This is a genomic window from Leifsonia sp. 466MF, assembly GCF_900100265.1.
GTDB lineage: Bacteria > Actinomycetota > Actinomycetes > Actinomycetales > Microbacteriaceae > Leifsonia.
This window is the reverse complement of the sequence record NZ_LT629696.1, coordinates 1,975,072-1,988,063: the sequence shown is the minus strand read 5'-3', so window position 1 is coordinate 1,988,063 and position 12,992 is coordinate 1,975,072. Positions and strand designations below refer to the sequence as shown.

The following is a 12,992-nucleotide window of genomic DNA, read 5'->3' as shown; positions in this document are numbered from 1 at the left end:
GTCGCGCGGTCGGTTCAACCGTTCCGCATGAACCTTTCCGTCGGCTGCATCGTGTACGAGGTGGAGGTGAACATGCCGGAGGAGGACGCCCGCCTGCTGCGCGAGCTGCACGACCAGCACGCGCAAGCCGTATGGCGGTACGTCGTGCACCTCACCGGCGACCGTGCGATGGCCGACGACGTGGTGCAGGAGACCCTCCTGCGCGCCTGGCGGAAGCCATCCGTGCTCGACCAGTCGCAGCAGTCCGCGCGCACCTGGCTCTTCACCGTGGCCCGCAACCTCGTCATCGACGGCCGCCGCAGCGCCGCCCACCGGCACGAGTTCGGCACGGACACGCTGCCGGAACATCCAGCACCGGACAGCGAGGCGGACGCCGTCCTCGACGCCTGGCTGGTGTCGGACGCGCTGGCGGAGCTGTCCGTCGAGCATCGCGCGGTCATCGTGCACGCCTACTACGGCGGACGCTCGATCGCCGAGATCGCACGCGAGCTCGACATCCCGGAAGGCACGGTCAAGTCGCGCCTCCACTACGGTCTGCGAGCGCTGCGGCTCGCACTTCAGGAGAGAGGGGTGACGGAACGATGACCACGCACGACGAGTTCGCCACCTGGGACGCCGCGTACGTGCTCGGCGCGCTCTCACCGACGGAACGCCGCGCCTTCGAGGCGCACCTGCGCGAATGCGACCGGTGCTCCGAGGCGGTCGCCGAGCTGGCGGGCATGCCCGGCATCCTCAGCCGCGTCCCGCGCGAGCAGGCCGCAGCGCTGCTGGAGGAGCCCCTGCCCGCGCCGAGCGCGACTGACCGGCCCGAGGCCGGGGGACCGGGGCCCGACGTGCTCCCGTCGCTGCTGCACCAGGCGCGCCGGCGCCGCATCCGTTCCCGCTGGCTGGTCGCCGGGCTGTCGGCGGCCGCTGCCGCGATCGTGGTGGGGTTCGCCGCCTTCGCCCTGCCCGCGATCCTGCAGCCCGCATCCACGCCCACCGCAGCCGTGGTCATGAAGCAGGTCGAACCGAGCCCGCTCACCGCCGACCTCCGGCTGACCGCCGAGCCGTGGGGCACCCGCATCGACTCCGACTGCCGCTACGCCCACCTCGGGGGCGACGACGGCGACCGCGCGTGGACCTACGCGATGGTCGTCACCGACCGCTCCGGCAAGCAGCACGAGATCTCGACGTGGACGGCCGAGGCGGGGACCGTCGCCACCCCGGTCGCGACCACGAGCATCCCGATCGCCGACATCGCTTCGGTCGACATCCGCGCAGCAGGAGGCACGGTGCTGCTGCGGAGCACGTTCGACTAGTCGTCGGCGCGCGGAAGGCGGATCGTCGCCTCCTGAGCGACGCTCGCCACCAGGACTCCGTCCCGGGTGAAGATGCGGCCCTGCGAGAGCCCGCGCCCGCCACCGGCGGTGGGGGACTCCTGCACGTAGAGCAGCCACTCGTCCACCCGGGCGGGTCGGTGCCACCACATCGCGTGGTCGAGGCTCGCGGCCTTGAGCCCCGGGGTCGCCCAGGCGATCCCGTGCCGGCGCATGACCGACTCCATGATCGTGTAGTCGCTCGCGTACGCCAGCGCGGCCCGATGCAGCCCCGGGTCATCGGGCATGTCGCCGATCGTGCGGAACCAGACCGCCTGGTGGGCGACGCGATCGCCCTCCACCGAGAGGTAGATCGGCGAGGTGACGTGCCGCATGTCGAACGGGCGCTGGCTGGCCCAGTACTGCGCGACGGGATGGCGCACATCCTCGAGGGAGGTGGCGGTCGACGGCAGGCTCTCCGGCTCCGGGAGTCCCTCGGGCATCGCATCCTGGTGCTCGATGCCCTCGTCCTCCGTCTGGTACGAGGCGATCATCGACAGGATGGGCAGCCCGTTCTGGTACGCCTGGGTGCGGCGTGTGGAGAACGAACGGCCGTCGTGGATGCGGTCGACCGAGAACGTGATCGGGAAGTTCACGTCGCCCGGACGCAGGAAGTAGCCGTGCATCGAGTGGATGCTGCGGTCGTCCTCGACCGTCCGGGTGGCCGCAATGATCGACTGGGCGAGCACCTGGCCGCCGAACACGCGGCCCAGCGGCATCCACTGCGACGGGCCCGTGAAGATGTCCTCACTGGTGCGGGCGCCGGTGTCGGTCAGATCGAGCGCGGTCAGTAGGGAAGCCAGGGGCTCGGTCACGGTGCCTCCAAGTCGGTGGTGTGTTGGTAGTTTAGACATCCGATGAGCCAGTCGTTTTCTCTAGTCGATCTCCTCGCCGTCGCCGATCTGCAGACTTATCTGTCGCGGGCCGCCCGCGTCGAGGAGGGTTCCGTGCGCCTGATCGCCGGATCGGGGGTGCTGGCCGTCTACACGGCGATCCTGTATCCGCGCGGGCTGATGGATGAGACGCCGACCGTGCTGGGCCTGCGGACCTTCGCGACGGGCGCGGACGTGGAGTTCGACGTCGTCGTGCCCATCCGCTCGCTGCTCGACCGCGTCGCGCGGGTGCGCGAGAACGCAGAGGCCGCCGAGTCCGAGGGCGCGGGCGCGGAGGGGGCCGCCGAGCCCATTGAGATCCGCCTGCCGCTCGAGGTCTCGACCGTGACGTGGGCGGGCATCTCGCCGCCGCGGGGCGGCTGGCAGAAGGTCGGAGAGACGTCCTCCGCGCTTCTGCAGTCGACCGCCAAGGCGGGAGTCGCAGAGGTCGCCGAGGCCGTTCCGACCGGCACAGGCGAGCAGTTGGTGCAGCGTGTCCGCGCCGAGGTGTGGGGCCGTCCGATCGACGACCTCGAGTACATCCCGGCGGGCGCCGCATTCGCCGCGGACAGCCTCGGCTTCGTCGGCGACGACGACACCGTCACCATCTACGAGACGGGCCCCTGGACGCGCCTCACCACGCGCCGCGGCCACACCCTCGTCCGCCGCCAGGCCTGGACCCTCCGCCGCTGACCCACACCCCCGCCGTCGAGTCCGCAAACTTTGCACGCTCGGCGGGGCTTCAGCGTGCAAAGTTTGCGGACTCGACGGCGGGCGGAGGGGCGCGCGACGGAAGGGACGGGACGGGAGCGCGGATCAGGCGCGAGCGGCGGCTCGGCCGGCCTGGCGGCCCGAGAAGAGGCAGCCGCCCAGGAACGTGCCCTCCAGGGCGCGGTAGCCGTGCATCCCGCCACCGCCGAAGCCGCTCGCTTCTCCGACCGCATAGAGGCCCGGGACGACCGAGCCGTCGGCCGACAGCACCCGCCCGTCGAGGTCCGTCTCGATCCCGCCGAGGCTCTTCCGTGTGAGGATGTGCAGCTTCACCGCGATCAAGGGTCCCGCCGCCGGGTCGAGCAGCTTGTGCGGCGTCGCGACGCGGATCAGCTTGTCGCCCCGGTACCGGCGCGCCGCCCGGATCGCGGCGAGCTGCAGGTCCTTGCCGAACTCGTTGTCCAGCTGGCGGTCGCGCTCGTGCACGTGCCGTGCGACCAGCTCGGTGTCGAGCGGGACGTCGGCGATGCGCTGCATCCCGGCCAGCAGTTCGTCGAGCGTGTCGGCGACCACGAAGTCGGCGCCCTTCTCCTTGAACGCCTCCACCGGCCCGGGCGCGCCGGGAGCGACCCGCTTGGCGAGCAGCCGCACGTCTTTGCCGGTCAGGTCGGGGTTCTGCTCGCTGCCGGAGAGTGCGAACTCCTTCTCGATGATCTTCTGGGTCAGCACGAACCAGCTGTAGTCCGAGCCCGTCCGCCGCAGGTGCTCCAGCGTCCCGAGCGTGTCGAATCCCGGGTACAACGGCGACGGCAGTCTGTCGCCGTGCGCATCCAGCCACAGGGATGACGGGCCGGGCAGGATGCGGATTCCGTGCCGCTCCCACACCGGGTCCCAGTTCTGGATGCCCTCGGTGTAGTGCCACATCCGGTCGCCGTTGATCAGGTGGGCGCCCGCGGTCTCTGCGATCCCCAGCATGCGGCCATCGACGTGGGCCGGCACTCCGGAGAGCATGGATGCGGGCGGCTCGCCCAGCCGCGCAGGCCAGGCGGCTCGGACGAGGTCGTGGTTTCCGCCGATCCCGCCGGAGGCGACGATGACGACCGGCGCGCGGAGCTCGAAGTCGCCGACGACGTCGCGGTTGCTGGGCGCACCACGGCCGGCGACGTCGGGGGCGAGCACCGCGCCGCGCACGCCGACGACCCGGCCGTCCTCGACGATCAGCTCGTCCACCCGGTGCCTGTTGCGGATCGCCGCGCGTCCGTTCGCCGCCGCCGACTGCACCCGGCGGGCGAACGGCTCGACGACGCCGGGTCCCGTTCCCCAGGTGATGTGGAAGCGGGGGACCGAGTTGCCGTGACCGCCGGCTCTGCCGTCGCCGCGCTCCGCCCATCCCACGACGGGGAAGAAGCGGACGCCCTTCTCGTGCAGCCACGCGCGCTTCTCGCCGGCCGCGAACTGCAGGTACGCCTCCGCCCACTGCCGTGGCCAGTGGTCCTCGTCGCGGTCGAAGCCGGCGGTGCCGAACCAGTCGTCGCGGGCGAGCGCGAGGGAGTCGTGCACGCCCATCCTGCGCTGCTCGGGGGAGTCGATGAGGAAGAGTCCGCCGAACGACCACCACGCCTGCCCGCCGAACGACGCCGACGGTTCCTGCTCCACGATCGTGACCCGGCGCCCCGCGTCCAGCAGTTCGGATGCGGCGACCAGGCCCGCAAGGCCCGCGCCGACGACGATCGCGTCGGGTTCGTAGGTCATCCGTGTCTCCTTCGGCACCGGGATGGCGGGAGGAGCGCTACTCCTCGAATGTGTTGACCATAGCGAACGCGGCCCGCTCCAGGTAATTCCAGAGCGTCTCCTCCTGCAGCGGCGGGAGCTCGAGCTCGCCGACCGCGGTCCGCATGTGGGTCAGCCAGCGGTCCCGGGCGTCCGGGTTCACCTTGAACGGGTTGTGACGCATCCGCAGCCGCGGGTGTCCGCGCTGCTCGCTGTACGTCGTCGGACCACCCCAGTACTGCTCCAGGAACAGCGTCAGCCGCTCCTTCGCCGGGCCCAGGTCCTCCTCCGGGTACATCGGTCGCAGCACCGGGTCGTCGGCGACGTCGCGGTAGAACGCGTCAACCAGCCGGACGAACGTCTCGTGTCCGCCGATCTGGTCGTAGAAGCTCGGCTGTGGGCCGACGGGGATGCTCATCGGGCGGGTCCGTCCGTGTCGGGGCGGGCGTCGGGCGCGGCGTCGGCGTCCGGCTTCGGCGTCGCGGGCTTGCGGGGCGCGGGCTTGTCCGCCGGCTTGTCGCCCGCCGGCTTCTCGACCGGCTTCTCCGCGCCCGCCTTCTCCGCAGCAGCCCGCACCGACGCACCGCCTTCGACCGCCGGCGTGATCCGGATCGCGCCGGGATCCGCCACGCGTCCGCTCGCTGCCTGCTGCCGCTTCGCCGCCGCGCGCGCCTTGCGCCCCTTCAGCGGCGGCTCCGGCGTCACCGCCTGGCTCGGCCGGGTCCGCGGCGGCTTCGCGCCCGTGACGCTCCCGGCGCTGTCGAATCCGCTCAGCACGACGGCCGAGAGCGACGGGAGCTTTACACCCATCTCGTCCAGCGCCTGCTTGAGGCGGAGGCGCAGTTCGCGCGAGACGTCGTCCTTCGCGGTCGTGCGGGTCTTCAGCACGATGCGGATGACGATGGCGTCGGCCGAGATCGACTCGATTCCCCACAGCTCCGGCTTCTCGAGGATGCGCGAGCGCCACTTGGCGCTCGTCGCGAGCGCCGTCGCGGTCTCCAGCATCTTCGCTTCGACCGCCTCGACGTCCGCCTCGTAGGGCACGGCCAGGTCGATGATGACGCGCGCCCAGCCCTGCGACATGTTGCCCACGCGGAGGATCTCGCCGTTGCGGACGAACCACAGCGTGCCGTTCACGTCGCGCACCTGGGTGACGCGGATTCCGACCGCCTCGACGACGCCGGTCGCGGAGCCGAGGTCGACCACGTCGCCGACACCGAGCTGGTCCTCCATGACCATGAACAGGCCGTTGAGCACGTCCTTGACGATGTTCTGCGCGCCGAAACCGAGACCGGCGCCGATCGCGGCCGTGAGCAGGGCAAAGGATCCGAGCACGTCGGGGACAAAGACGTTGAGGATGAGGATGATCGCGATGATGCCGATCGTCACGTTGACGATGTTGGTCAGCACCGAGCCGAGCGTCCGGGTGCGCTGCACGACGCGGACGGCCGCGAGCGGCGACGCGACGAGCGCCTGCGTGTCGCTGACGTTCTGGCCCTTCTTGACGCCGCTGACGATCCGGCCGACCACCTTGCGGATGACGACGCGCAGGATCCAGCTGAGGAGGAAGGCACCGGCGACGATGCAGACGGCGTTGACGATGTTCCAGCCGGCGTCGACCGCCCAGGATCCGAGATCGGTCCAGAAGTTCGCTTTGAGGATTTCCATACCCCGTCGAGCCTAGCGAGCCGCGCCTTGGCGGTCGCTGGAATCGGGGGCGCGGCGGTTCATCGCTCCAGCAGCCCGTGCTCGTACGCGAAGATCACGGCGTGCACGCGGTCGCGCAGCTGCAGCTTCGAGAGCACGCGGCCGACATGCGTCTTCACCGTCGACTCGGTGAGGTAGAACCGCGCGCCGATCTCACCGTTGCTCAGGCCTTCGCCGATGGCGAGCAGGATCTCGCGCTCGCGCGGGGTGAGGGCGGCCGCCGGGTCGTGCCCGGTCTGGTTCGGCGACGATCCCGATGGGAGCCGGTCGGCGAACATCTCCAGCATCGCCCTCGTCACCCGGCCGGAGACCGCCGCATCGCCCGCGGCCACCGCGCGAACGGCGCCGATCAGCTCGTCGGGACGTGCGTCCTTGAGGAGGAACCCGCTCGCGCCCGCGCGGAGCCCGCCGAACGCGTACTCGTCGAGGTCGAAGGTGGTGAGGATGATGATCCGCGCGCCCGGGTCGGTCTCGACGATGCGCCGGGTCGCCTCGATGCCGTCGAGAACCGGCATCCGCACATCCATCAGCACCACATCCGGACGCACCTGCGCGGTGAGCCGGACGGCCTCGGCACCGTCGGCCGCCTCGCCGACCACGGCGAGGTCCGGTTCGGCCTCCAGCACCATCCGGAAGCCCATGCGGACCAGCTGCTGGTCGTCGACGAGCAGGATGCGGATGGGGGCGTCGGTCACGGGTTCTCCTTCGGGGTCGTCGCGGGGGCGGGCGTCGTCGTCATGTCTGGAGGCGGAGGCGGAGGTGGCGCCGCCGAGGTGGGCCCAGCCGCACGAACGGCGTCGAACACCGCCCGCACCCGCCAGCCTCCACCGGGCCGTGGCCCCGCCTCCAGCGTCCCGCCGTACAGTCCGACGCGTTCGCGCAGACCGATCAGCCCGCGTCCGGAGCCCTGCCCGGCTGAGGGATGCAGTGCAGCGTTGTCATCGATGGTCACGATGACGGTCCCCGGCTGGAAGACGATGACGACGCGCACGGCCGTCGCAGTCGGGGCGTAACGGAGGGCGTTGGTGAGGCCCTCCTGCACCACGCGGAAGATGGTGAGCTGCTGCCCGATGTCCTCCGGGGGCAGACCGGTGACGGTGATCCGCACCGGCAGACCCGCGGCGCGGAACGTCTCGACCAGTTCCGCCAACTCGCCGACGCCCGGTTGCGGTTCCCGTGCCGCAGCGCCGTTCTCGCCGTCGCGCAGCACGCCGAGCAGGCGGCGCATGTCGGCCAGAGCGCCGCGTCCCGTCTCGGCGACGAGACGCATGGCCTGCGCCGACCGCTCGGCCTGTTCCGTCCGCTCGGATTCCGGACGATCGGAGGCCGTATCTGCCATCCGCGCGGAGCCGTCCGCCAGCGTGATCATCACCGTGAGGCTGTGCGAGACGATGTCGTGCATTTCGCGTGCGATCCGGCTCCGCTCCGCCGCGGCGGCGATCTCCGCCTGCTGGTCCCGCTCGCGAGCGAGCTGACGGGCGCGGTCGATGAGGGCGTTGAGGTAGCGCCGGCGGTTTCCGACGTTGCTGCCGATCAGGACGGAGACGACGCTGAACGACAGCACCAGGATGCCCGACGGGATCGCCGCCGTCTCGAGCGGCGTGAACACCTTCGCCTGCGTGAGCAGCACCTGAACGATGAGCGTAGAGACGGTGACGGCGGAGGTCACGGCGAAGGCCACCCACGCCGAGCGGATCGAGCGGTAAACCGCGAGCGCGTACAGCGCGAACAGGGTGGGCACCACATCCATGTCGCGGCCGAGGAAGACGCTGGTGCCGAGCAGCACGGTCGCGATCGCGAAGACGACCGCGGGCTGTTGCCGCCGCGCCAGCAGGGCAGCGCCGGCCACGGCCGACAGGACGAGGTGGATGAGCTCCTGCGGCGTCGGGTGGACGGCCGAGACGACGAGCGCCCCGACGACCGAGGGGATGAGGTAGAACGCCGCGACGAAGATGTCGACAGCGAGGGGATGCGCCCCGAAGAAACGACGCACGACCCCGGGCGGTCTCGGCAGTTCGAGTCCGTCCGGGGTCTGCGTGGTGGTCGCCTCCGAGGTCACGACGAGGGTCAGGCGTCCCTGCGCTGCAGCAGCACCGATCCGGCGATGAAGGCGACGGCCGCCCAGACGAGCACGGTCACCACGTTCGCCCAGGGCTCGAGGTCGCCGTTGCCGACTCCGGCGAGGCCCTGTCCGGCGTTGCTGATGAGGTAATGCCCCGCGTCGGCCACCCACTGGGTGCGGGTGAGGCCGCTGACGAGGTTCGCGATGATCGGCAGCACGAGCAGCACGCCGAGAGCACCGGCGATGCCGCCGGCGGTCGACTTGAGGATGGCGCCGACTCCCAGCGCGAAGACGGCGACGAGACCGAGGTACGCACCGGCGCCGAGGATCGCCCACAGCGTGTCGGAGGACAGCAGGTCGCCCTCGTATCCCTTTCCGTTGAGGATCGGGACGGCGACCGCCCACGATGCGGCGGACGACACGAGGCCGACGAGGAACGCCACGACGAACAGCACGAGCGTCTTCCCCGCGAACACCGGGAAGCGGCGCGGGACGGCGGTGAACGACGAGCGGATCTGGCCCGTCGAGAACTCGCCGCTGATCACCAGCACACCCAGTACCGCGATCACGAGGGACGCGAAGGTCAGCCCGGCGGTAGCGGCGGTCGTTGCGAACGCCGCGCTCTGCGCCTCGATGGCGGCGCGCTGACCCTCAGGCACCCGGTCGACGAGCAACGATTTCTCGGGGATGGCCACCGCGACGAGGGCGGCGATTCCGACCACGAGCACGACGGCGCTGATCAGCGTCCAGAAGGTCGACCGGAGGGTGCGGAGCTTGATCCACTCCGACCGGATCACCCGCGGGAAGCTGAGCCGGCCGAGCGAGGTGTGCGGGTGCCCGACCGGGGTGGCGGGGGATGTGGCGGTGCTCATCGGCTGACCTCCGTGCGGTACTCGACGTCGTCCTGGGTGAGCTCGAGGTAGGCCTCCTCGAGCGATGCGCTGATCGGGGTGAGCTCGTGGAGCACGATCCCGTCGCGCGCCGCGGTCTCGCCGATCTGGGCGGCCGTGAGGCCGGTGATCTCGAGCAGCTGCGCCTCGACACCGGTGACGGCGACGTCCGCGCCGGCGACGGCCCGTGCGAGCTGCTCCGGCTGCGGTGTCCGTACGCGGACCGCGTGGCGGGTGGCAGCGGCGAGGATGCTGTCCACCGGGGCGTCCGCGAGCACGCGTCCGCGGCCCAGCACCACGATGTGGTCGGCGGTCTGCGCCATCTCGCTCATCAGGTGCGACGAGAGGAAGATCGTCCGGCCCTGCGATGCGAGATGCCGGGCGAACTGACGCACCCAGAGCACACCTTCGGGGTCGAGTCCGTTCACGGGCTCGTCGAGGATGAGCGTCGCCGGGTCGCCGAGCATGGCCGCGGCGATACCGAGCCGCTGTCCCATCCCGAGCGAGAAGCCGCCGACGCGCTTGCTGGCGACCGACTCGAGACCGGTCATGCCGATCACCTCGTGGACGCGGGACTTCGGGATGCCGTGAGTCGCCGCCAGCGACAGCAGGTGCGCGTAGGCGGTGCGGCCGGTGTGGATGGCCTTGGCGTCGAGCAGGGCGCCCACTTCGGTGAGCGGCGAGCGGAACTCGGCGAACCGCTTGCCGTTGATGAGCGCCTGGCCCCGGGTCGGGCGGTCGAGCCCCATGATCATGCGCATGGTGGTCGACTTGCCGGCGCCGTTCGGGCCGAGGAAGCCCGTCACTTTGCCGGGCTGGATGGTCACGGTGATGTCGTCGACGGCGGTCTTCGCGCCGAAGCGTTTGGTGAGGTGATCGAGCTGGATCATGACTCCGAGACTAGGGGTGACGGGTCGGCTCGTCATCGTCCCGCGGTACGACGGCGGGTCGGCCCCGGGCACGGCACGAGGGGCCCCACCGCGGTGAGGCCCCTCGTTCCGTCGTTCGGTGCGGCGGGATGGTCAGTGCGCGCCCGTTACTGCGCGTCCCGCTTCTGAGCGGCGAGCGCCCGCTCGACGCCCGCGAGGTTCTCCACGACCATGCGACGCAGTGCCGCCGGCTCGGGGTTGGCGTCGAGCCAGGCGCGGGTGGCGTCGCGCAGGGCCTCGTTCGCCAGCGGTGCCGGGTACATGCCCTCGACCAGGTACTCCGCGATCTTGTACGTGCGCGAGGTCCAGATCTGCTGCAGCGCGGCGAAGTACGGCTCGACGAACTGGGCGAGCACGCTCTTGTCCTTCGCGCGCTGGAAGCCGATGCCGGTGTACCGGACGATCGTGTTGGGCAGGCCGTCCGAGCCGAACACCGAGTCCCACGCCGCCTGCTTGCCCTCCAGCGTCGGGATGCTGGCCCGGGCCTGCGCCGCGAACTGGCCGCCGTTCGCGGTGTTGTCGGCGGCGAGGGCCGCGTCGATCTCGGCGTTGCCGGCCGCGCCGCCCGCCACGAGGGCGATGAGCAGCTCCCACGACAGGTCGGTGTCGATCGTCAGGCCCTCGAGCGTCACGGAGCCGTCGCGCAGCGCCGCGATCGTCTCCAGCTGCTCGTCGGTCGAGGCGAGCGCCGCGAAGAACTTCACGAACTGGAACTGCGCGTCACTGCCGGCCTCTGCGCCCTTCGCCAGCTCCCACAGCGCGGACGCCGCATCCTGAGCCGTCTGCTCCTGGCGCTCGGGCGCGACGTACGCGGACGCCGCGAGCACCAGTTGGTTGAGCGTGGTGCGGATGGTCGTCGACTCGGTCTCGGACGCGATATTGCCGAGCACCAGGCGCACGTAGTCGCTCGCGCTCGTCTCGGCGTCGCGGGTCGCATCCCACACCGCACCCCAGACGAGCGAGCGGGCGAGCGGGCTCTCGATGTCGGAGAGGTGCTCGATGGCGACCTTGAGCGACTCCTCGTCGAGGCGGATCTTCGCGTAGGCGAGGTCGTCGTCGTTGATGAGCACGAGGTCGGGGCGGCGGGTGCCGACGAGGTCGGCGACCTCGGTGCGCTCTCCGTCGACGTCCAGCTCGAAGCGCTCGTCGCGGATCAACTTGCCGTCGCGGAGGTTGTACAGGCCGATCGCCAGGCGATGCGGACGGATCGTCGGGTAGTCGTCGGCCGCCGACTGCAGAACGGCGAAGGAGGTGATGGTGCCGTCCGCATCCACCGTCAGCTCAGGGCGGAGGGTGTTGACGCCGGCGGTCTCGAGCCACTTCTTGGACCAGTCGGTGAGGTCGCGGCCGCTCGTGGCCTCCAGCTCGACCAGGAGGTCCTTGAGCTCCGTGTTGCCGTGCGCGTGCTTCTTGAAGTACTGCGCGACACCGGCGAGGAAGTCGTCCTGGCCGACCCACGCCACCAGCTGCTTCAGGACGGAGGCGCCCTTCGCGTAGGTGATGCCGTCGAAGTTGACCTGCACGTCCTCCAGGTCGTTGATCGTCGCGACGATCGGGTGCGTCGAGGGCAGCTGGTCCTGGCGGTACGCCCAGCTCTTCTCCATGGCGGCGAAGGTCGTCCACGCCTCGGTCCACTCGGTGGCCTCGGCGGTCGCGAGGGTGGAGGCGTACTCGGCGAACGACTCGTTCAGCCAGAGGTCGTTCCACCACTTCATGGTCACCAGGTCGCCGAACCACATGTGCGCCAGCTCGTGGAGGATGGTGACGACCCGGCGCTCCTTGATGGCGTCGGTGACCTTCGAGCGGAAGACGTACGTCTCGGTGAAGGTGACGGCTCCGGCGTTCTCCATCGCGCCCGCGTTGAACTCGGGGACGAAGAGCTGGTCGTACTTCTCGAAGGGGTACGCGTAGTCGAAGCGCTCCTCGTAGAAGGCGAAGCCCTCGCGGGTCTTGTCGAAGATGTAGTCGGCGTCGAGGTACTCGGCGAGGCTCTTGCGCGTGTACACGCCGAGAGGGATGGCGCGGCCGTCGCGGCTGGTCAGCTCGCTGTGCACCGACTCGTACGGGCCGGCGATCAGCGCGGTGATGTAGGAGGAGATGACCGGGGTGGGAGCGAACGACCAGACCTTCTTGCCGTCGCCCGCATCCTGCGGCTCGGGGGTGGGGGAGTTGCTCACGACGGCCCAATGCGCCGGGGCGGTGACCGTGAACGTGAACTGCGCCTTCAGATCCGGCTGCTCGAACACCGCGAACATGCGCCGCGAGTCCGGGACCTCGAGCTGACTGTAGAGGTAGACCTCGCCGTCGACCGGGTCGACGAAGCGGTGCAGGCCCTCACCGGTGTTGGTGTAGATCGCGTCGGCGACCACGGTCAGCTCGTTCTCCTCCTGGAGGCCGTCGAGCTGGATGCGCACCCCGTCGCTCACGGTCGCCGGGTCGAGCTCCGCACCGTTCAGCGTCACGCTGTGGACCGTCCGCGTGATCGCGTCGATGAAGGTCGACGCACCCGCGGTGGCCGAGAACCGCACCGTGGTGGTGCTGAGGAACGTCTCCGGACCCGTCGTCAAGTCGAGGCTGACGTCGTAGCTGTGGGTGCGGACGAGCGACGCGCGCTCCTGTGCTTCGATGCGGGTGAGGTTTTCTCCGGGCAACGCTGACTCCTTCGAGGGGATCGGACGGGTGGATCGTGTCCA

General features: G+C 70.5%; 12 protein-coding genes. 3 read left to right on the top strand and 9 right to left on the bottom strand.

Annotated features, from left to right (window positions below):
* Positions 1-27: 27 nt before the first annotated feature.
* Together BLR91_RS09465 and BLR91_RS09460 are read left to right on the top strand one after the other, a co-directional pair.
* Entirely contained in the window at positions 28-585 is a 558-nt protein-coding gene (locus BLR91_RS09465; RefSeq protein ID WP_020074936.1) for a sigma-70 family RNA polymerase sigma factor, read from the top strand.
* The gene (locus BLR91_RS09460) at positions 582-1,301 is read left to right on the top strand and encodes an anti-sigma factor family protein (protein ID WP_089875524.1); all 720 of its coding nucleotides are present in this window, start codon (positions 582-584) and stop codon (positions 1,299-1,301) included. Before BLR91_RS09465 ends, BLR91_RS09460 begins: the two co-directional genes overlap by 4 nt.
* Here the strand turns inward: BLR91_RS09460 and BLR91_RS09455 are convergent.
* A complete protein-coding gene (locus tag BLR91_RS09455) occupies positions 1,298-2,173 on the bottom strand; it encodes an acyl-CoA thioesterase (protein ID WP_020074934.1) in 876 nt (291 codons plus the stop codon). The genes BLR91_RS09460 and BLR91_RS09455 overlap by 4 nt on opposite strands.
* A 42-nt stretch (positions 2,174-2,215) precedes the next feature.
* On the opposite strand from BLR91_RS09455, the gene BLR91_RS09450 reads away from it, so the two are divergent.
* Positions 2,216-2,923: a hypothetical protein gene (locus BLR91_RS09450; RefSeq protein ID WP_089875525.1), complete on the top strand. Its 708-nt coding sequence runs from the start codon at positions 2,216-2,218 to the stop codon at positions 2,921-2,923.
* A gap of 123 nt (positions 2,924-3,046) precedes the next feature.
* On the opposite strand, the gene BLR91_RS09445 is transcribed toward BLR91_RS09450, so the two are convergent.
* The 8 genes from BLR91_RS09445 to pepN all read right to left on the bottom strand — a co-directional run bounded on the left by BLR91_RS09445 (position 3,047) and on the right by pepN (position 12,950).
* The gene (locus BLR91_RS09445; protein WP_089875526.1) at positions 3,047-4,693 is read right to left on the bottom strand and encodes an FAD-binding dehydrogenase; all 1,647 of its coding nucleotides are present in this window, start codon (positions 4,691-4,693) and stop codon (positions 3,047-3,049) included.
* Positions 4,694-4,730: 37 nt separating this feature from the next.
* Positions 4,731-5,129, bottom strand: coding sequence for a globin (locus BLR91_RS09440; RefSeq protein WP_020074931.1), 399 nt, complete (start codon positions 5,127-5,129; stop codon positions 4,731-4,733).
* Positions 5,126-6,379: a mechanosensitive ion channel family protein gene (locus BLR91_RS09435; protein WP_089875527.1), complete on the bottom strand. Its 1,254-nt coding sequence runs from the start codon at positions 6,377-6,379 to the stop codon at positions 5,126-5,128. Before BLR91_RS09435 ends, BLR91_RS09440 begins: the two co-directional genes overlap by 4 nt.
* Before the next feature lie 59 nt (positions 6,380-6,438).
* A complete protein-coding gene (locus tag BLR91_RS09430) occupies positions 6,439-7,113 on the bottom strand; it encodes a response regulator (protein ID WP_018190776.1) in 675 nt (224 codons plus the stop codon).
* Positions 7,110-8,477 (bottom strand): sensor histidine kinase, encoded by a 1,368-nt coding sequence (locus BLR91_RS09425; protein WP_089875528.1) that lies wholly within the window; start codon positions 8,475-8,477, stop codon positions 7,110-7,112. Before BLR91_RS09425 ends, BLR91_RS09430 begins: the two co-directional genes overlap by 4 nt.
* A gap of 8 nt (positions 8,478-8,485) precedes the next feature.
* Positions 8,486-9,352, bottom strand: a complete 867-nt coding sequence (locus BLR91_RS09420; RefSeq protein ID WP_089875529.1) for an ABC transporter permease subunit — start codon at positions 9,350-9,352, stop codon at positions 8,486-8,488.
* A complete protein-coding gene (locus BLR91_RS09415; protein ID WP_089875530.1) occupies positions 9,349-10,260 on the bottom strand; it encodes an ATP-binding cassette domain-containing protein in 912 nt (303 codons plus the stop codon). The genes BLR91_RS09420 and BLR91_RS09415 overlap by 4 nt, the downstream gene beginning before the upstream one ends.
* Positions 10,261-10,406: 146 nt before the next feature.
* On the bottom strand, positions 10,407-12,950 hold the full coding sequence (gene pepN / locus BLR91_RS09410; RefSeq protein WP_089875531.1) for an aminopeptidase N: 2,544 nt from the start codon (positions 12,948-12,950) through the stop codon (positions 10,407-10,409).
* Positions 12,951-12,992 lie beyond the last annotated feature (42 nt).